Source organism: Bacillus sp. 5mfcol3.1 (assembly GCF_900114335.1).
GTDB lineage: Bacteria > Bacillota > Bacilli > Bacillales > Bacillaceae_G > Bacillus_A > Bacillus_A thuringiensis_S.
Genome location: NZ_FOST01000004.1, coordinates 155,338 through 175,348, shown reverse-complemented (window position 1 = coordinate 175,348; position 20,011 = coordinate 155,338). Strand labels below are relative to the sequence as shown.

The following is a 20,011-nucleotide window of genomic DNA, read 5'->3' as shown; positions in this document are numbered from 1 at the left end:
CCACATACTTAGTGATTCAGCACGTTATTTGTACTGTGCCGTTATTATATAAATTGTAGCTATGCGGAAGTAATAACGTTATGAAACGATTTTAACGGATATAGTTTCAGTGTGAAAAAAGTGAAAGTTGGTATAAGTACAAATGGATTTTGTGGAATTCACAGCAAGGTTATAGATAGAGTGGCATCGCAGGGTTAAAAACCATACCTTTGCTGGAGGAGCGGGTTATGTTTTTTTATGAGGAAATGCGATTTTAAGTTTTTGCTGAAGATGTTTTTCTAGGATATGCTGTGAGTGATTGGAGTGAGGTAGTGTCAGATATTGTCGACCAATCGATATATTGGAAAAATCGTTGATATATTGTGAGTTGTGATAGATATATTGAGAAAATCGTTGATATATTGTGAGTTGTGATAGATATATTGAAAAAATCGTTGATATATTTGTAAAGGGGTGTTTGAGGTGATTGTGAAAGAGAGAAAAATGCCGATTTATATAAGACAGTTAGAAGCACTTCTTAGAAGGTTACCTGTACATCATCCGAAACGAAATTTAATTGGAGAAAACTTGGCAAAACACATGGCGGGGTATAAAGGAGAGCAAGCGATTGATTATCCGCTTAGTTTTATTTCTGAGAAAGAGTATAGTGTCTTACATGATGTTCGCTTATGTAATTATGATAAATACTTTCAAATTGATACTATTATCCTTTCCACAAAGTTTCTTCTTTTTCTTGAGATAAAAAATATAGCAGGTACATTAATGTTTGATGCAAAGTTTAATCAACTTATCCGAATAACAGAAGGAAATTCAGAGGGATTTCCAGATCCGGTTTTACAAATAAAAAGGCAAGAAATACAACTAAAGAAATGGTTAAACTCACATGGATTTTCCTCTAGTCTTCCAATTGAGTCCCTCGTTGTTATTAGCTCGCCTCGTACCATTATAAAATCTTCAGATGACAATCTTCTTCATACAATTATTCATAGTGCCAATTTACCTCATAAAATAAAGTGGTTTGAAAGTAAATATAAGAGAAAAGTTATAGATAATGTAGATAGGCTCATTCATCAAATGATAGCGGAGCATTCTCCACTGCAACAAAATATACTTGAGCAATATAAAATAGAAAAAGAGGAGTTGCTAAATGGAGTACAATGTGAGAAATGCTTAGTTATTCCAATGGTTAAAGTTAAGAAGGGTTGGCGTTGTACAAGTTGTAAAGATTTTTCAAAAGTGGCACATGAGGATGCTATACGAGATTATGCATTGCTCATTAGTAAGACATGTACGAATGGTAATTTGAAAGAGTTTCTCCGTGTTTCGTCAGGTATGGTTGTAAACATAATTCTCCACACACTAAATCTTCCCTACACTGGCAACAACAAAGGACGAATATATGATTTAACTTCTTTCCAATCGTAATTTTGCTATAATAAATAAGTACTTATACGAAGAGGAGTCTAAAGAGAATATGAAGTCATTTAATATCGATCATGTTATAGCTAGTGTTTTGCAATGGATATTAAATATAGCTTTAATTATATTATCCATTGTGTTATCGATTTTCTTAGTGAATGAGACGATCACGTTTGTGCAGTATATTTTTTCGTCAAAAGAGTATACGTCTTATAAATTGGTTGAAAGTATCATCGTCTATTTCTTATACTTCGAGTTCATTGCATTAATTATTAAGTATTTTAAATCGAATTATCATTTCCCGTTACGTTATTTTATTTATATCGGAATTACGGCTTTAATTCGATTAATTATTGTGTCCCATGAGGAACCGATGGAGACGTTATTATACGCAGGAGCAATTCTTGTTTTAGTTATTGCTTTATACATATCGAATATGAGAGATTTGAGAAAAGAGTAGTAGTGTAGACGTAAGTTTGCACTACTTTTTTACATCTTGACCTTCAAGTTGCTTGAAAGTTTACAATGAAATTAGGGCGTTTGAAATCGAAAAAAATTGAGAAATTAAGTGAAGAGGTTTCTTTTACTTGGAGGTTATAGGAATGAATCAGGAATTGAAGTTACGTCCATTAGAACGAGAAGATTTAAAGTTCGTACACGAACTGAATAATAATGCGCATATTATGTCGTATTGGTTTGAAGAGCCATATGAGGCATTTGTGGAGCTGCAAGACTTATACGATAAACATATACATGATCAAAGCGAACGCCGATTTATCGTTGAGAAAGACAATGAAATGGTTGGGTTAGTTGAGTTAGTAGAAATCGATTATATTCATCGTAGAACAGAATTCCAAATTATTATTGATCCGAATTATCAAGGATATGGTTATGCAGCGGATGCGACGCGTTTAGCGATGGATTACGCTTTTTCCGTACTAAATATGCATAAGCTTTATTTAGTGGTGGATAAGGAAAATGAAAAGGCAGTACATGTTTATAAAAAAGTTGGATTTATGGTAGAAGGTGAGCTTATCGATGAGTTTTTCGTTGATGGTAACTATCATAATGCGATAAGAATGTGTATGTTTCAGAAGCAATATTTTGAAAACAAGTAGTTGAAAGATTCGGAAGTAATGTTGACGCTTCATAAAACCGTATGCTAAAATCCCTTTTAAGTATTAAGGAAGGTGCAGAATATGCTTTATATAAAATTTGTAAAACTCATTAGAAAACTTTGCTCCGCACAAATGTATACGGTGAAGCGTTGTACGGAGCTTAATCAAGGGGTATAAATCCCCTATATTCATCGGCTGAATAACTTTTCTAAAAAAGTATAGTTTATCTATGCTTATTTCGTTATGGTTTTTCAGCTGGTGTATAAAATAGATTAAGGGGCCATAGACAATGCTTTGTCTATGGCCCTTTGTTATATTATTCCGATGAGTCTTTACCGTAAATTGGAGTAGTATAGGAAAAACCACGAAGCAGAGGGCTAGTGTCGAATGACGCTATCTCTCTGCTTTTTTTAATTTCAGGAAAAGAGGAATAAAAATGAGTTTACTTAAAGTTGAAAGTTTATCACATAGTTTTATAGATAAAGTATTATACGAGAATGCTTCTTTTGATTTGCATAAAGGGGAGCATATGGGAATTGTTGGGCAGAATGGTGCAGGGAAAAGCACATTAATGAAAATATTGGTGGGGGAAATTATTTCTGATAAGGGAGACATAAAGTGGCAACCTAATATTCAAATTGGGCATCTTGATCAATACGCTGAAATTGATGAGGGTTATACCATTTCACAATATTTAAAGAGAGCTTTTTATAATTTGTATGAAATGGAAAAGAGAATGAACAAGTTATATGAAGAAAGTGCGATGACTGGAGATGAGAATCAACTACTAAAAGCAGCTGAAATGCAAGAGCAGCTTGAAGCTCGTGATTTTTATTCAGTAGACAGTATTACGAATAAGGTGGCAGCCGGTTTAGGTATTGATGCGATTGGGATGAATCGTGTTATTGGTGAATTAAGCGGAGGGCAGCGTGCAAAGGTAATTTTAGCGAAGCTCTTATTAGAAGAGCCTAATATTTTATTACTAGATGAACCGACGAATTTTCTTGATAAAGAGCATGTGGAGTGGCTTGCTAATTATTTAATGAATTTTGAAGGAGCGTTTATTGTCGTGTCACATGATTTTGATTTTCTGGAAAAAGTAACTTCTTGCATATGTGATGTAGAGTTCGGAACAGTTAAGAAGTATTACGGTAAATACTCAGATTTTGTAAGACAAAAGGAGCATTTACGAAAAGATTATATTCGCCAATATTATGCACAGCAAAAGAAAATTGAAAAAACGGAAGAGTATATTCGTAGAAATATTGCTGGGGTGAATTCAAAAATAGCGCAAGGTCGTCGAAAACAATTGGAGCGTATGGAAAGAATTGCGCCACCAAGTTTTACTCATAAACCGTCTATTCATTTTCAGGAACTTCCCATTTCAGTTCAGACAGTTTTTGAAGTAAATAACCTTGAAGTTGGTTACGACTTCGCTCTCTTACCAAAGTTGAATTTTTCAGTAATGGGTGGGCAAAAACTTGTTATTACAGGTTTCAATGGAGTAGGGAAATCTACTTTATTAAAAACAATCGTTGGAAATATTGCTAGTATTTCTGGAGAGTTTCACTTTTCAGAGCAACTAAAGATTGGATATTATGAGCAAGATTTAAATTGGAGCAATGATTCTTTAACGCCGCTTCAAATTATTTCAGAACAGTTTCCTAAACTGAATATGAAGGAAATACGCCATCATTTAGCTGCGTGTGGTGTGAAGGATACGCACGTTTCGCAAGAAATTCGTACGTTAAGTGGTGGGGAACAATCGAAGGTGAAACTGTGCGGATTATTACTATCACCTTGTAACTTCTTAATTTTAGATGAGCCGACAAATCATTTAGATGCAGAAGCGAAGGAAGCTTTGCAAAAGGCGCTAATTAAGTTTAAGGGCAGCATTATCCTCGTATCTCACGAAGCGAGTTTTTATCTTGATTGGGCAGATAGCATCTTTCATATAGAGACAGGATTAGTTAAGGGGGTGTGAAACATATGAGTGAAAACAATTGGAAAACGAAAATTATATTATTTTTGACCGCTCAAACTATTTCGTTGTTCGGCTCCTCTCTCGTGCAATACGCGATTATATGGTATATCACCCTTACAACATCATCAGGAGTGATGTTGACTATTTCAACTGTTTGCGGTTTCCTACCACAAATTGCGATATCTTTGTTTGCAGGTGTTTGGATTGATCGTTATGACCGTAAAAAGATGATTATGTTATCGGACGGGATTATAGCGATTGCGACGTTAGTTTTAGCAATTTTATTTTTAACAGGATATAAAAGTATTTGGTTACTTTTTATTGTGTTACTCATTCGTTCAGCTGGAACAGGAGTACAAACGCCAGCTGTGAATGCATTAATTCCGCAAATCGTTCCGAAAGAGTATCTTATGAAAGTAAATGGAATAAATAGCAGTATTACATCTTTAATTATGTTTCTTTCTCCAGCAGCAAGTGCGACGATTCTTTCTATTGCCAGCATTGAAACAACATTTTTTATTGATGTTATTACGGCTATGATTGGAATTAGTATTATGCTTATCATTCAAGTAGAGGGACATGTGAATGCAGAGAATAAGCAAAAATCTAATCTACAAGGAATTAAAGAAGGATTCTCTTATTTAAAAGAAAATGTATTTATTAAAAGGCTAATCATTTTATTGATTATCGTCATGATTTTAATAAGTCCAGCTGCTTTTTTAACACCTTTAATGGTAACTCGTTCTTTCGGGGCCGAAATGTGGAGACTTACTGCTAGTGAGATGACCTTTAGTGCGGGTGCGGCAGCTGGTGGCGTATTGATTGCGGCGTGGGGTGGCTTTCGTAATCGTATGTATACAACAGCGCTAGCTTGTGCATTATATGGACTGCTTATGATTGGACTCGGAATAGCACCGATATTTATTATGTATTTAGTATTTAATTTTTTAATTGGTATAACAATGCCGTGCTTCAATACACCAGTTACTGTGTTATTGCAGGAGAAAGTAGAACCATCGATGCACGGACGGATGTTCAGCCTTGTACAAATTGCGAATTCATGCGCGCTTCCTTTAGGAATGATAATATTTGGTCCGTTGTCGGATATGTTTAGTGTAGAGATTTTGTTAATTTATGCTGGGATATTCGTGCTATTTTGCGCAATGTATATTGTATTAAGCAAGAGGTTTGAAGTGTAAATATTTATAATTTAGAAGGTTTGTGAAGGAATTTAAGATGCTTCGCAAACCTTTTTTTATTAGTCTAGTCAATAATTATTTATTGTTAAACGATAAATAATTATTGACTGTTAATGTTATTTTAGATAATATGATGTTAACGATTTAAGAAGAATTACATAAGTAGAGGAGAATGTGAAATGAAAAATAAATACGTAGTAGCTATTTCTTTCATGATTTTAGCGATTATTTCTTTAACTATACATGCTTCAAACAGTAAAGTAGGAGCGGATGGATTCCTTGAAGAACCTTTCTTTTTCCTAGTACCGATAAGTTATGTATTGTTCCTTAGTGGTATTGGTGTATTATTATTTGGATTTATTACTTCCAAGCTAAAAAAGGGCAATAGATAGGGGCAACCTATAGGGACAAAACACTTACTATGAAATAGAAACATACCATATGGAAGAAAAAGAATAAGTGAGATGAATCATGATGAACCATCATTTTTATAATGGAAGACAAGTAGGAGCAGCTATTACACTGGCTGGGGCACAGGGGACAATTCATGCTGTGAATCAAGCTATTCAAATGCAACAACAAGCATATTTTGCACAAATGTTGCAAAGTCAGTATATGCCGTATTCACAACTTCCGATGCAAATTGTACATTACGATGTACATCCAGCTGGTTTATTTTCCATTCCATATGGCGGGACATATTTCTTATGAAAAAAAGCGACTCAATAGAGTCGCTTTTTTTATATTCCGCCTAGCTTCATTCCAAGGAATGCGAAGAGGATACCAATTATGTAAGTAGCACTTAAATATAAAAGGAAGATGTACGTTTTTTTTAGATTGAGAAGCTGAACAGATTCTAATTTAAACGTAGAAAATGTAGTGAATGCGCCCATAAATCCAGTACCTAATAATAGTTGCCAGCCTGTAGTGACTCCGTTGCCAATTATATATCCAAGTAAAAATGCCCCTGTTATATTAATAAGGAATGTAGCAATTGGAAATTGTGTTTTATTTCTTTTCTTAAACCAATTGCTAATTGCAAATCGTGTAATCGCACCGAAAAATCCTCCTGTTGCGACTAATAAAGCTTCTATCATGAGTAATCACCTTCCGTAAGAGATTTCTTAATTAAGAAATCTCCAAGTGTATAGCCAAGGCCAGACATAATGAGGCCACCAAGTATGCTGCATGATACATATAAGAAGGCTATGCTCCACTCAGAATGATTGATCAATTGCACAGTTTCTACACTAAATGTTGAAAAAGTCGTAAAGGAACCGATGAATCCAGTTCCGATGCCTGTGATAACCTCTGAAGGTAAGATGTTTAGCCGAGCGATATAAGTAGTTAGCCACGCTAAGAAAAAGCAACCGATTAAGTTAATGAGTAATGTTGCCAATGGAAATGAATGATGCCAAAATGTGTTGATATTAAGACCTAAATAATAACGAGAAAGAGCTCCTAATATACCAGCAATGCCAACGATAATATAAATCAATTTTCTCACCTCTTTAAATAGCTTGCTCAAAAAAATAGACTCCTACCAGTATCCATACTGGTAGGAGTCATTAGCTAAGCAGCGTTTATGGCGAACTCCATCGCCTATGATTATTACATATAGTGTACTAAATATACCGTTTAATTTCCAGTGAGGAGGAGGGTGTAACTTTTCTTTTTTTGATGTCTGAAGGCTTTTTAAGTAATTAAAATGGGATCGATTACTTATCAACTAAATATAGTGATATAAGGTTTTAATTATGATAAAATGTTTCTTATGTGTGTCGTTTTGTTTTATTTGACTGAAAATAAAGAAAAATAAATTCGCGTGAAAAGGAGTCATTTATTTGAAGAAATTTTTTAAAATCGTATTTATATGTGTTTTAGTAGTAGCGGGCATTGTAGGAGGATTTCTAGCGTATATGACACTTACTAAAGACCAGCCTGCTGATGTTACAAGCTTGAAGGTGGAGAATAATAAGGAGCGCGTATTAGCGACTGGAAATGAATTTAAAGTTACAACATTTAATATTGGATATGCTGGGTTAGATAAGGATCAAGATTTCTTTATGGATGGTGGAAAGGGATCTGGTTCAAGTAGTAAAGAGCAAACGGAAACTAATTTAAAGAATATGCTTTCGTTTTTACAAAATGAGAATAGTGATTTTGCACTATTACAAGAAGTTGATATAAAGTCACTTCGTTCATTTGATGTAAATGAACATGAATTTTTGAAAAAAGGATTACCTGATTATGTTTCGTCATTTGGCAAGAACTACGATACGAAATGGGTTCCAGTGCCAATAACAAATCCAATGGGATATGCGGAGGCTGGATTAAGTACGTTTTCTAAATACACTGTTCAAGAAGCGAAGAGGTTCCAGCTTCCTGGAATGGAGCCTTGGCCAAAGCGTTTGTTTGATTTAGATCGAGCAATTGTGGAATATAAAATCCCTGTTAATAATGGGAAACATGTTAGACTCGTAAATTTACATTTGTCTGCTTATGATGAAGGCGGGAAAATTAGAAAACAGCAAGTAGAGTACTTAAAAGAATATATGAACAAGCATTATGAAAATGGTGATTACGTAATAATGGGCGGAGATTGGAATCAATTAGTTTCAAACGCTCAATTAAGTGATCCGAAGTTCGTGAAAGAGCGTCCTGAGTGGTTAGTAGAGTTACCGAAGGACTTTACAGACGGTGGCTTTAAGTGGGCTGTAGATCCGTCTGTTATGACTGTGAGAGATGATGTAAAGAAATATGTAGAAGGTGAAAATTTCGTCACTATTATTGATGGCTTTATCGTTTCACCGAATGTAGAGATTGTAAATGTACAAGGGAAAGATTTAAAGTTTGAAAATAGCGATCATAACCCAGTAAGTGCGGTATTTAAACTGAAGTAATTGATATGTATAAGTAGAAGGTGGGGCTTCATATGGAGTGGTTAAAGAGGACTTGTTTTTCTAACCTTGAGAAAGAATCACAGAAAAATCATTTATTACTGTTTATAACGATTTGTAGTTTCTTCCTTGGGATAATCGCGATTGGGTATTATGGATATATTTTTACAGAGAGAGCAATGGCGTTTTGGATCTGTGGTATTTCTGTCGTTGTATTTGGAACGCTTTTTACTTTTATAAAAAGTATGGAATCAGCGTATAAATATATCATGACATTTATGTTGCTTACAATGTCTTACATTATGGTACAAGCTTTTAATGAAAGCCCGGCTGTATTTCAAATGGTCTATTTTACATTAGCTGTTTCACTTATTTACTTAAGTGAGCGCCTCATTTTAATTCTTGGCGGGGTAGCTGTTGTAATCACATTTATCCTTTGTAGCTATTGGCCGGAGCAATTTTTTGCTTATACAGCCTCATCTGAAGCTGCTAATTTCGCAAGTTTGTTAGCGATTGTAACAATCGCTATGTGGGGCGTCACGAAAATCGGTTCTAATCTGCTCCTTCGTTTAAGTGATGAGAAGCAAGAAGTAATGAGAAAAGCTCAGGAGTTAGAAGAGACGCAAAGACTTATTGAAGAAACAGTTGTGAAACTAGATAGTAATTTCAATCATTTAAGACAAAATATGAACACGTCGATGGAATCGATGAGTGAAATTAATTTTGCCTTTGAAGAGGTAGCAGTTGGTACGCAATCACAATCAGAAATGATGTATCGTTCGGTAGAAGTATTGAATGATATGGAGGGAAATATTGAACAAATTATATCTCAAGTAAGAACTGCATCGGCTCGTGTGGATAAAAGTTTAGAAATTTCAAAGGGTAGCGTACATACTTTAAGAAATTTTGAAGCTAACATGAGAAGTTTAAATGATGTTGTTTCACAGTCTGGAATTATATTTAGAGATTTAATGATGCAATCGAAACAAATTAATGAAATTGTAGATGTAATAACGAATATTTCAAGTCAGACGAGTTTGCTAGCTTTAAATGCAAATATTGAAGCTGCCAGGGCAGGCGAGCATGGAAAAGGTTTTGCTATTGTAGCGAGTGAAGTGTTAAAGCTTGCTGAAGAATCAAATCGTTCTGCGGGAAGAATTCAAGGGATTTTGAAGGAGTTTAGTAATCAAGCAAGTAAGGTAGAAGTGCAGGTAGAGAAGTCAGAAAGAGTACAAGAAGAGTGTAACGAAATGTTAGCAAGCGTTTTAACAAACGTAACTGATTTAGGGAAGTTTATTGATGCGATTAATAAAGTAATGCGAGAGGTTGTTGTTCATCAAGAAAGTTTCCAAGTTAAAACGACGAATATTGTAAAGGATGTTACGCATGCTTCTAACGTAATTCAGCAAACTTCTACAGCTACAGAAGAAGTGCTAGCGAGTGTGGAAGAAGAAAAACATCGAAATGATATATCGGTGAAGACGTTACATACTGTTAGCGAGCAAGTGAAGTTACTAGAAGATATTCTAGAAAAGTAATATTTCTTGAAAAGGGCACACCATGTGTGCTCTTTTTTCATTTAAATAAATACTTGATAGTAATTTAATTGCTTTTCTGCGCGTTTTCTGCCAAGCTTAAGGAGATAAAGTGAGACTAATACCTACTGATTATTAGTTGAACCTCGCAAATAGCGGGATAAAATACTTCAAAGAAAGAATTATATAGGTGACGAATATGATTGAAGTTAAGACTTCTGAACTTAGTGATGGAGAATTTAATAGAGGTGTATTTGCAACTCGTGATATTAAAAAGGGTGAGTTGATTCACTCAGCACCAGTTATCTCTTATCCGAATGAACAGCATGAACATATTGAGAAAACGTTACTTGCTGACTACGCATTTGAGTATGGGATCAATCATACGGCAATCCTTTTAGGATACGGTATGTTATTTAATCATTCATATAAACCGAATGCAACGTATGATATTGTCTTCGAGAACCATACGTTTAACTTCTTTGCTTATAAAGATATAAAAGCAGGAGAAGAAATTTTAATCAATTATAATGGTGAAGTTGATAACGATGAGCTGTTATGGTTTGATAAAGAAAAAGAAGAGAACGAAAAGTAATATAAAGAGTATAGAAAGAGCACATTCTGTCGGATGTGCTCTTTTTTATTGATGTAAATAAAGTAAAAAGTACAAAAAAATACCACTTTCTTTTTGTATGGTATAGTAAGATACTGAGGGATAGTGCTTTGAAAAAGTCACATATTTTACAAATTGTTGTCTTTCTGATGACATGTCAAGTTTAGTAGTCCATTTGGGTTGCTTTATTATGCAATATATATTTTAATATGAGTGGCACCTCTTATAAATTAAGAGGTTTATAGGTGTCTCGAATTGATTTTGGGTACACTGTATCCACCACTTTAGGTTCTTTCATGTACGTGGGGATATTATGGGCCCGTATAACGGGATAAAATGAATATAGAAATAGAGGAATCGTAAAATGAATATGCAAGAGGTTTATAAATATTTAAGTACGGTATTGCCTGAAGGACATGTTAAACAAGATGAAATGTTAAAGAATCATACGCATATTAAAGTTGGCGGAAAAGCAGATGTTTTTGTTGCGCCTACAAATTATGATGAAATTCAAGAAGTTATCAAATATGCGAACGAATATAATATTCCAGTTACGTTTTTAGGAAATGGATCGAATGTCATTATTAAAGATGGTGGAATTCGCGGGATTACAGTAAGTTTAATTCATATTACAGGTGTTACTGTAACAGGAACGACGATTGTAGCACAGTGTGGTGCAGCAATTATTGACGTATCACGTATTGCTTTAGACCATAACTTAACGGGTCTTGAGTTTGCTTGTGGTATTCCAGGTTCAGTTGGCGGAGCATTATATATGAATGCTGGTGCATATGGCGGTGAAGTATCGTTTGTATTAACAGAAGCTGTCGTAATGACAGGTGATGGAGAGCTACGTACTTTGACGAAAGAAGCATTTGAATTTGGATATCGTAAGAGTGTATTTGCGAACAACCATTACATTATTCTTGAAGCGAGATTTGAACTTGAAGAAGGTGTACGTGAAGAAATTAAAGCAAAAATGGATGATTTAACGTTTAAGCGTGAGTCAAAACAGCCTCTAGAATACCCTTCTTGTGGTAGCGTATTTAAGCGTCCACCAAATAACTTTGCTGGTAAGTTGATTCAAGACTCAGGACTACAAGGTAAGCGAATTGGTGGAGTAGAAGTTTCTTTAAAACATGCTGGATTTATGGTGAATGTTGATAACGGAACAGCACAAGATTACATCGATTTAATTCACTTCGTACAAAAGACAGTTGAAGAGAAATTTGGCGTGAAGTTAGAGCGAGAAGTAAGGATTATTGGAGAAGATAAGGAATAACGAAATACGTATGAAGATATGAATTATTTTAAAATAATATTTGGGTATTGTTGACAATTTGTTTTCAATTCAATATAATGCTAATAATTTAACAAATAACATACGTTGAAAGAGCCCAGTAGCAGTTTGTCACTGTTAACGAGAGAGCTAGGGGTTGCTGGAACCTAGCACAAACAAACTTGCGAATTACACTCTGGAGTATCTTAGGTAATGCTAAGCGGACTAGCAATCGATATTATTGCTAAGAGTGGTATGAGTAGCTATGCTATTTATGCAAACTGGGTGGTAACACGGTGAATAATCGTCCCTATGTCTATCGTAGACATAGGGGCTTTTTTGTTTTTAAAAAATAAAGGGGATGACAAAAAATGAATATTATTGATGAATTAGAATGGCGTGGCGCCGTTAATCAGCAGACTGACGAAGAAGGCTTACGTAAGCTAGTAGAAGAGAAAAAGATTTCACTATACTGCGGAGTTGATCCGACTGGTGATAGTATGCATATCGGACATTTGATTCCGTTTATGATGATGAAGAGATTCCAATTAGCTGGCCATCATCCTGTTATTTTAATTGGCGGGGCAACAGGAACAATTGGTGATCCGAGTGGACGACAATCGGAGCGTCAACTTCAAACGTTAGAAGTGGTTCAGCATAATGTAGATGCGTTAACAGCGCAAATGAAAAAGCTATTTGATTTTGGCGGAAATAGCGAAGTGAAGATGGTAAATAACTATGATTGGACACATGAAATAAATATTATTGAGTTTTTACGTGATTACGGGAAAAACTTTAGCATCAATAGCATGTTAGCGAAGGATATTGTAGCAAGCCGTTTAGATACAGGTATTTCTTTCACAGAATTCACATACCAAATTTTGCAAGCAATGGATTTCCATCATTTATACACGAAAGAGGATGTTCAACTTCAAATTGGTGGTAGTGACCAATGGGGAAATATTACGAGTGGTTTAGATTTAATTCGTAAGTTAGAAGGTCATGAGGCGAAAGTATTCGGATTAACGATTCCGTTATTATTAAAATCGGACGGTACGAAGTTTGGTAAATCAGCAGGTGGTGCGGTTTGGCTTGATCCCGAAAAAACGACACCGTTTGAATTTTACCAGTTCTGGGTAAATACAGATGACCGTGACGTAATTAAATACTTGAAATACTTTACGTTCTTAACGAAAGAGCGTATTGATGAATTAGCAGCGAAGGTAGAAGCGGAACCTCATAAACGTGAAGCGCAAAAAGTGTTAGCGGAAGAAATGACGAAATTCGTTCATGGAGAAGAGGCATTATTACAAGCTGAGAAGATTACAGCAGCGTTATTTAGCGGGGATATTAAATCGTTAACAGCTGATGAAATTGAACAAGGCTTTAAAGAAATGCCAACGTTCCAGTCTTCAAAAGAGACGAAAAACATCGTAGAGTGGCTAGTCGATTTAGGAATTGAACCATCTAGACGCCAAGCACGCGAAGACATTAATAATGGTGCGATTTCTATGAATGGTGAGAAAGTAACAGATGTGGGTACGGATGTTACTGTAGAAAATTCATTTGATGGAAGATTTATTATTATTCGTAAAGGGAAGAAGAACTACAGCCTTGTGAAGTTAGGCGAATAGTTTGTGTGAAAGGATGGGAGTAGGAAGAATACTTCCATCCTTTCGTATACACAATTTGGACATAAAATAATCAGTAAATTTAGATAATTAAAAGGGTTATATTATTCTTCTGCCGAATAAATAAGTTAGAGAAAATTACGGATAAAAATAGCCCGAACCATGCTGGGCATGATTCGGGCTTATATTCAGATTAGTAAGCTAAGCTGAATAGACCTTTAATGTGTGATAAGTAACGAACGTTACTTGCTTCTTTCATTAATGATGCTGGTAAGCCTTTAAGTGGAGTATTGCTTGCTCCAATTGTAGCAACCGCATCTTTACGTCCTAGACTAGCAAGTGTTCCAGAGTTTACAGGTGCGAACTCTTCGAATGCTTTGCCTTCTAGTGCTGCGTATAAGTTGTATCCAATTAACTCACCCATTTGCCAAGCGATTTGTGCAGTTGGTGGGTATGGACGTCCGTCTGGAGCGAAGACAACTGCGCTGTCTCCAGCAACGAATACGTCTTTGTGAGAAGTAGATTGTAGGTATGCATCAACTGTTGCACGTCCACGGTTAACTTCAAGACCTGATTCACCGATTAATGGGTTACCTTGTACGCCGCCTGTCCAAACGAATGTGTTAGCAACAAGTTTTTGACCGTCTTTTAAGTCGATTTCATTGCCAGCAACGTTTGTTACAGGAAGACCAGTTAAGAATGTAACGCCGCGTGCTTCTAGGCTAGTAGTTGCACGTTCGATTAAGTGGTCTGGTAATACTGGAAGGATCTTTGGACCTGCTTCAACAAGAAGAAGTTTAACTTCTTTTGGATTTACGCCGTGGCTTTTTGCAAGTTTAGGCATAATGTCAGCAAGCTCACCAACTAGCTCAACGCCAGTTAATCCGCCACCACCGATTACGATTGTAGCATCAGCTTCGTTTTTCGTTTTCGCGTATTCACGAATACGGTCTTCAACGTGTTTGTAGATTTTGTTTGCATCAGCAGCAGATTTTAATACCATGCTGTTTTCTTCTAGTCCTGGAATACCGAAGTAAGCAGTTTTACTTCCTAAAGCAACTACAAGTGCATCGTAAGATAAAGTAGTGCCACCAGCTAGTTTGATTTCTTTGCTATCAACTGAGAATGACTCAACTGTTGCAATTTTAAGATCGATATCTTTACCTTTGAAAAGCTTTGTAAGTGGCATTGCAATTGCTTGCTCAGACACGTTACCAGCTGCTAGGCGGTGTAATTCAGTGATGATTTGGTGTGTTGGGTATTGGTTAATCACTGTAACTTGTGCTTCTGATTTGCTGTAATATTTACGTACGTTTAAAGCGGCAAGAAGACCGCCATAACCAGCGCCTAAGATGACAATTTGTTTTGACATAGTATGATATCCCCCGTCTTTACTAATTGTTGTTATAAGTTAAATTATTTATTGTTACGTTCTGCACTAATTTGAAGATATGCGTTCACAAAGCGGAACATTTTTTGTGCTTGTGGATCTTTTAGTAATTTTAACAGACCGAATAGGCCGATAACTTCGTTGCTTTCGTCAGCACGATCTTTCGCTTCGATTGCAGTTGCAGCCATGCTTTTCACTGTATCTTTTACAGGTTCTACAAGCTCTGTAATTGCACCAACAGTGTCGCTTTTTAATACTTCATCAGTAGCAACAGTTTGAGCGAAGTCATAAGACTTAGTTAAAATGTTAACAAGCTCAGTTAATTTTGGAAGCTGTTCTACTAGTGTTGTTAATGATTCTTGTACCTCAGGTTTTAACAACTGATCAAGTACATCAAGTTGTCCTTGGCTAGCAGAAATTTGTACAGTTTCTTGTTCTGGCTTTGTTTGAGTCATAGTTTCTGGCATCTCCAATTCTCCTTTACGATAGCAATACTCTTATTTTTTATAAGTAAGATAGTAAACGTTTACGAAACTTTATGCAAAGTTTCACAAAACACAATAAAATGCCTTTAAATTTATGACAGCAAGTAAGCTGCAAACATAAATCTAAAACCATAACGTCTTACTTATTATTTATGAACTGTCCGATATATGGCTTGTCCGCATAATGGAAAAGCTCCGTTACCGGAAAGTGTATATAATATATATCCTATATTATATACTATATACACCTATGTTAACATAAAAATGATTCCTAATTATTTGATATTGAGTGTATAACGTAGTGCTGACAAGGTATGAAAGCGTATAAAATATTTTGTTTCAGTTAGAAATGTACATATATATATAGAAAAAAAGGAAAAAACGAACAAATTCATGTTCATTTTTTCCTTTTTCCTATTATTCACCTTCTGCAATTAGCATCGATGTGTTACCTTCTTTTTCAAGATGGCATTCGCCCCAAGAACAAAGAGAGTCAAGAATGGATTCTAAAGACCAACCGTAGTCGGTAAGAGAATATTCTACTTTCGGTGGGACTTGGTTGTATACTTTTCTTTGAATGACCCCGTCGTCTTCTAATTCACGTAATTGCTGCGTTAACATTTTTTGTGTAATACCAGGCATTGAGCGTTTTAATTCACTCGTTCTCTTTGTACCTTTCGTTAAGTGACAAAGAATAACAACTTTCCATTTGCCGCCGATAACTTCTAAAGTCGCCTCTACAGGAATATTGTATTTCTTCATATGAACCCCTCCCTTTTTGAGTAAAGTAAGTTTAATAATACAAATGTTACTTTTTAGTACCTATAGCACTTTAAAGTACGTACTTTTTATTATGTTAAATATGTTTCATAATAGCACATGTAAGAGGCAAATGAGTAGTACGGTACCAAAAAGTGACTATGTTACTTTTTAGTGCCTATCGTACTTTAAAGTGCGTTCTTCAAAAAAGGAATGAAACCATTCATAATAGCATTTGTAAGTATGAAATATATTTTTTAGAAGATAAAAGGGCCTTTTTATCATACTATTATGATTGGATTTCTTGTAATAAGGAGGAATTCAATTGAGTTCATATACAGTACCATCTTCGGAAGCTCAGACGAATCGAAGAAGTATGTTTGCTTTATTAGCGCTAGCAATTAGTGCGTTTGGGATTGGTACGACCGAGTTTATTAGTGTCGGTTTACTACCATCTATTTCAAAAGATTTAAATGTTTCGGTTACAACAGCCGGTTTAACGGTTTCCTTATATGCGTTAGGAGCAGCGGTAGGAGCTCCTGTTTTAACAGCGTTAACGGCTAGTATGTCGCGAAAGACATTATTAATGTGGATTATGGTTATTTTCATTATTGGTAATGGCATTGCGGCGGTAGCAACAAGCTTCACTGTATTAATTATCGCAAGAATTGTATCTGCGTTTGCACATGGTGTGTTTATGTCAATTGGATCTACAATTGCAGCTGCAATCGTACCAGAGAATAAACGTGCTAGCGCAATTGCGATTATGTTTACTGGATTAACAGTTGCGACTATTACTGGTGTGCCAATTGGAACATTTATCGGTCAAGAGTTTGGCTGGAGAGCGTCATTTATGGCGATTGTCGTAATTGGAATTATTGCTTTCATCGCAAACAGTATACTCGTCCCATCTAATTTAAAAAATGGTGTACCTGTATCGTTTCGTGATCAATTTAAATTAATTAAAAATGGAAGACTATTACTTGTTTTCATTATTACTGCACTTGGATACGGTGGTACATTCGTAACATTTACGTATTTATCACCCCTATTACAAGAAGTAACAGGATTTGAAGCAAGTACCGTTACTATCATTTTATTAGTGTATGGAATCGCCATTGCGATAGGGAATATGGTTGGCGGGAAATTATCGAATCATAATCCGATTCGAGCGCTATTTTACATGTTCTTTATTCAAGCGATCATATTATTTGTTTTAACATTTACAGCGCCATTTAAAGTAGCTGGATTAATCACAATTATTTTCATGGGACTATTCGCGTTTATGAATGTTCCAGGGCTACAAGTATATGTAGTTATATTGGCAGAGCGCTTTGTTCCAAGTGCGGTTGATGTTGCTTCAGCAATTAATATTGCCGCATTTAACGGAGGAATCGCTTTAGGTTCTTATATAGGTGGCCTCGTAACGAATTCGTTAGGATTAATCCATACTGCTTGGGTAGGCGGTCTTATGGTAGTAGGTGCTGTGATTTTAACAGCATGGAGCATGACATTAGAAAAAAGAGATCAAGTAAAATAAAAGGAGCGAAAATAAAATGAAAAACTTACAAAGTAAAACAGTATTAAATAATGGTGTAGAAATGCCTTGGTTCGGTTTAGGTGTATTTAAAGTAGAAGAAGGACCAGAACTTGTAGAAGCTGTAAAATCAGCGATTAAAGCAGGATACCGTAGCATCGATACAGCTGCAATTTACGGAAATGAAAAAGCTGTAGGTGAAGGAATCCGTGCAGGTATTGAAGCGACTGGTATTTCAAGAGAAGAATTATTTATCACTTCAAAAGTATGGAACGCAGATCAAGGATATGAAGAAACAATTGCTGCATACGAAGAGAGCTTAAAGAAATTAGAATTAGATTATTTAGACCTATACCTTGTTCACTGGCCTGTAGAAGGAAAATATAAACATACGTGGAGAGCGCTAGAAACACTTTATAAAGAAGATCGCGTACGTGCAATTGGCGTAAGTAACTTCCAAATTCATCACTTACAAGATGTAATGAAAGATGCAGAAATTAAGCCAATGATTAACCAAGTAGAATATCACCCTCGTTTAACACAAAAAGAATTACAAGCTTTCTGTAAAGAACAAGGTATTCAAATGGAAGCATGGTCACCACTTATGCAAGGTCAATTATTAGATAATGAAACATTACAAGAAATTGCTGAGAAACACGGTAAAACAACAGCACAAGTGATTTTACGTTGGGATCTTCAAAACGGAGTAATTACAATTCCAAAATCAACGAAAGAACACCGCATTATTGCAAATGCTGATGTATTTAACTTTGAATTAACAAAAGAAGACATGGAAAAAATCGATGCGTTAAACCAAAATCACCGCGTTGGTCCAGATCCTGATAACTTCGATTTCTAAGATTAAAGTAAGAAAGAAGAGTGTGTAAAAGCACTCTTTTTTTGTGCATAAAAATAGTTTCTAAATAAATACTACTTAGTATTAAGTTTGTGATAAGGGGCTGTAAACATGAATATAAAGCAATCGTTCAAGATTTTAGCTATGTTTTTAAGTGTTTTATTTGTGTTATTCCCGCTTCAAAAAGCATTTGCAGAAGTTATGGACCATACAAAGTATGAAATGAATTGGAGTTATAGTAAGTCAAAGAAGAAACCAATTCGAACAGAGCTTATTAAAACGGCAGATGGAAAAATTGCTTTTTGCTTAAATGTAGATTTGAAATCTCCAAGCGGTCAAGATTTACCGGAAATGGGGAAAGTGGATATTAACGTATACCGTGTACTATTGAATGGATATCCACAAAAGAGTCCACAAGAATTAGGTGTTTCTGATTGGAGAGAAGCACATTACGCAACGCAGCTTGCAGTGTGGAATGCGTTAAAACAAATCGATATTAATGATTTAGATTTCCGCAATAAAAATGTAGAGAAAGTAACGAAAGACATCGTTGCAAAAGCAAACGCTAGCGAAGAGTTACAAGAAATTACGATGAGTGTAACTCCTGCAGAAGAACAAGAAGCAGTATTAAAAAATGATTTCTTTGAAACAGGTTTATATACGGTAGAAACAAATGCAAAAAGCGGAACGTATAAAGTGCAAGCAACAGGTGCGCCAGCGGGCGTGAAATTTGCAAATGAAAAAGGCGAAACAAAAACAGAATTTAATGTAGGAGAAAAGTTCCGCATTTTAATTCCGAAACAAACACCAGCTGGTGGATTTAGCTTTAAAGTATCAGGAAATTTAACGAAATTACAAGGGATTGCGCATAAAGGTACACCGACTATTCAAAATGCAGTAGTATTACTTGAGCGTAGTGAAGAAAAAACAAGTCCAGAGTTAGCGGTAAGTTGGAAAAAGGCTGAGGCTCCAAATAAACCAAATAAGCCATATACTCCAAATGAACCGCATAAACCGAATCAATATAAAAGGTAAGGATGAAAGCATTGGTGTTAACCAATGCTTTTTATATATGAGTTTTAAAGTTATATCAAAATAATTATTTACTATATAAAACGCTGTTTTAATGATAGGAAAACTATTTAGAAATAATAAAATATAATAAAATCTAAACGTAACGATTAATAGATTAAATTCACAAAATTGTAACATTATTCTAATTGAAAAGTCTATCAAACAAAGTGTAAAGCGTGTACAATTCATTTGGAAAAACTACCTATAGATGGTCATATATGAAGAAAATGTA

20 protein-coding genes, 1 riboswitch and 1 other annotated feature are annotated in these 20,011 nt (G+C 35.3%); of the genes, 15 read left to right on the top strand and 5 right to left on the bottom strand.

The genetic code is table 11. The features are described 5' to 3' along the window. Positions 1-468 precede the first annotated feature (468 nt). The 7 genes from BM089_RS22065 to BM089_RS22035 all read left to right on the top strand — a co-directional run bounded on the left by BM089_RS22065 (position 469) and on the right by BM089_RS22035 (position 6,431). A complete protein-coding gene (locus BM089_RS22065; RefSeq protein ID WP_090978153.1) occupies positions 469-1,425 on the top strand; it encodes a nuclease-related domain-containing protein in 957 nt (318 codons plus the stop codon). 49 nt (positions 1,426-1,474) lie between these two features. After that, positions 1,475-1,879 (top strand): phosphate-starvation-inducible protein PsiE, encoded by a 405-nt coding sequence (psiE, locus tag BM089_RS22060; protein WP_000834709.1) that lies wholly within the window; start codon positions 1,475-1,477, stop codon positions 1,877-1,879. A gap of 142 nt (positions 1,880-2,021) precedes the next feature. Next, a complete protein-coding gene (gene speG, locus BM089_RS22055; protein ID WP_090978101.1) occupies positions 2,022-2,537 on the top strand; it encodes a spermidine N1-acetyltransferase in 516 nt (171 codons plus the stop codon). 436 nt (positions 2,538-2,973) lie between these two features. Continuing rightward, positions 2,974-4,521 carry an ABC-F family ATP-binding cassette domain-containing protein gene (locus tag BM089_RS22050; protein ID WP_090978099.1) on the top strand — a complete coding sequence of 516 codons (1,548 nt, stop codon included), beginning with the start codon at positions 2,974-2,976 and terminating at the stop codon, positions 4,519-4,521. 5 nt (positions 4,522-4,526) lie between these two features. Then, on the top strand, positions 4,527-5,720 hold the full coding sequence (locus tag BM089_RS22045) for an MFS transporter (protein ID WP_139213316.1): 1,194 nt from the start codon (positions 4,527-4,529) through the stop codon (positions 5,718-5,720). A gap of 179 nt (positions 5,721-5,899) precedes the next feature. Next, positions 5,900-6,112 (top strand): DUF3955 domain-containing protein, encoded by a 213-nt coding sequence (locus BM089_RS22040; RefSeq protein WP_000792612.1) that lies wholly within the window; start codon positions 5,900-5,902, stop codon positions 6,110-6,112. Between the two features lie 79 nt (positions 6,113-6,191). Then, entirely contained in the window at positions 6,192-6,431 is a 240-nt protein-coding gene (locus tag BM089_RS22035; protein ID WP_000980931.1) for a DUF3947 family protein, read from the top strand. Positions 6,432-6,460: 29 nt separating this feature from the next. Here BM089_RS22035 and crcB (BM089_RS22030) read toward each other — a convergent pair whose 3' ends face one another. Then, entirely contained in the window at positions 6,461-6,817 is a 357-nt protein-coding gene (gene crcB / locus BM089_RS22030) for a fluoride efflux transporter CrcB (protein WP_090978096.1), read from the bottom strand. Further along, positions 6,814-7,218: a fluoride efflux transporter CrcB gene (gene crcB, locus BM089_RS22025; protein WP_000639312.1), complete on the bottom strand. Its 405-nt coding sequence runs from the start codon at positions 7,216-7,218 to the stop codon at positions 6,814-6,816. Before crcB (BM089_RS22025) ends, crcB (BM089_RS22030) begins: the two co-directional genes overlap by 4 nt. Before the next feature lie 54 nt (positions 7,219-7,272). After that, positions 7,273-7,332, bottom strand: a riboswitch (Fluoride riboswitch). Positions 7,333-7,564: 232 nt separating this feature from the next. Between crcB (BM089_RS22025) and BM089_RS22020 the strand changes: the two genes are divergently transcribed. The 5 genes from BM089_RS22020 to tyrS all read left to right on the top strand — a co-directional run bounded on the left by BM089_RS22020 (position 7,565) and on the right by tyrS (position 13,681). Further along, positions 7,565-8,623, top strand: a complete 1,059-nt coding sequence (locus tag BM089_RS22020; RefSeq protein WP_090978095.1) for an endonuclease/exonuclease/phosphatase family protein — start codon at positions 7,565-7,567, stop codon at positions 8,621-8,623. A 32-nt stretch (positions 8,624-8,655) separates the two neighbouring features. Next, positions 8,656-10,158 (top strand): DUF4077 domain-containing protein, encoded by a 1,503-nt coding sequence (locus BM089_RS22015; protein WP_000455093.1) that lies wholly within the window; start codon positions 8,656-8,658, stop codon positions 10,156-10,158. Positions 10,159-10,354: 196 nt separating this feature from the next. Further along, positions 10,355-10,750 (top strand): SET domain-containing protein, encoded by a 396-nt coding sequence (locus BM089_RS22010; RefSeq protein WP_139213315.1) that lies wholly within the window; start codon positions 10,355-10,357, stop codon positions 10,748-10,750. 382 nt (positions 10,751-11,132) lie between these two features. Beyond that, on the top strand, positions 11,133-12,050 hold the full coding sequence (gene murB / locus BM089_RS22005; protein WP_001057106.1) for a UDP-N-acetylmuramate dehydrogenase: 918 nt from the start codon (positions 11,133-11,135) through the stop codon (positions 12,048-12,050). 96 nt (positions 12,051-12,146) lie between these two features. Continuing rightward, positions 12,147-12,362 (top strand) — a binding site (T-box leader). Between the two features lie 56 nt (positions 12,363-12,418). After that, positions 12,419-13,681 (top strand): tyrosine--tRNA ligase, encoded by a 1,263-nt coding sequence (tyrS, locus tag BM089_RS22000; RefSeq protein ID WP_016513209.1) that lies wholly within the window; start codon positions 12,419-12,421, stop codon positions 13,679-13,681. A 190-nt stretch (positions 13,682-13,871) separates the two neighbouring features. On the opposite strand, the gene BM089_RS21995 is transcribed toward tyrS, so the two are convergent. From BM089_RS21995 to BM089_RS21985, 3 genes are all read right to left on the bottom strand, one after another. Then, complete coding sequence (locus BM089_RS21995; protein WP_000043198.1) at positions 13,872-15,050, bottom strand: NAD(P)/FAD-dependent oxidoreductase; 1,179 nt, start codon at positions 15,048-15,050, stop codon at positions 13,872-13,874. 44 nt (positions 15,051-15,094) lie between these two features. Beyond that, a complete protein-coding gene (locus tag BM089_RS21990; RefSeq protein ID WP_001115309.1) occupies positions 15,095-15,535 on the bottom strand; it encodes a DUF1641 domain-containing protein in 441 nt (146 codons plus the stop codon). Between the two features lie 435 nt (positions 15,536-15,970). Next, on the bottom strand, positions 15,971-16,315 hold the full coding sequence (locus BM089_RS21985) for a winged helix-turn-helix transcriptional regulator (protein WP_000760481.1): 345 nt from the start codon (positions 16,313-16,315) through the stop codon (positions 15,971-15,973). 373 nt (positions 16,316-16,688) lie between these two features. Between BM089_RS21985 and BM089_RS21980 the strand changes: the two genes are divergently transcribed. The 3 genes from BM089_RS21980 (at position 16,689) to BM089_RS21970 (ending at position 19,740) form a co-directional block, all read left to right on the top strand. Next, positions 16,689-17,852, top strand: coding sequence for an MFS transporter (locus BM089_RS21980; RefSeq protein ID WP_168410432.1), 1,164 nt, complete (start codon positions 16,689-16,691; stop codon positions 17,850-17,852). Between the two features lie 16 nt (positions 17,853-17,868). After that, positions 17,869-18,708, top strand: a complete 840-nt coding sequence (locus tag BM089_RS21975; RefSeq protein WP_090978091.1) for an aldo/keto reductase — start codon at positions 17,869-17,871, stop codon at positions 18,706-18,708. A 108-nt stretch (positions 18,709-18,816) separates the two neighbouring features. Beyond that, positions 18,817-19,740 (top strand): thioester domain-containing protein, encoded by a 924-nt coding sequence (locus tag BM089_RS21970; RefSeq protein WP_090978089.1) that lies wholly within the window; start codon positions 18,817-18,819, stop codon positions 19,738-19,740. The last annotated feature ends 271 nt before the right edge of the window (positions 19,741-20,011 follow it).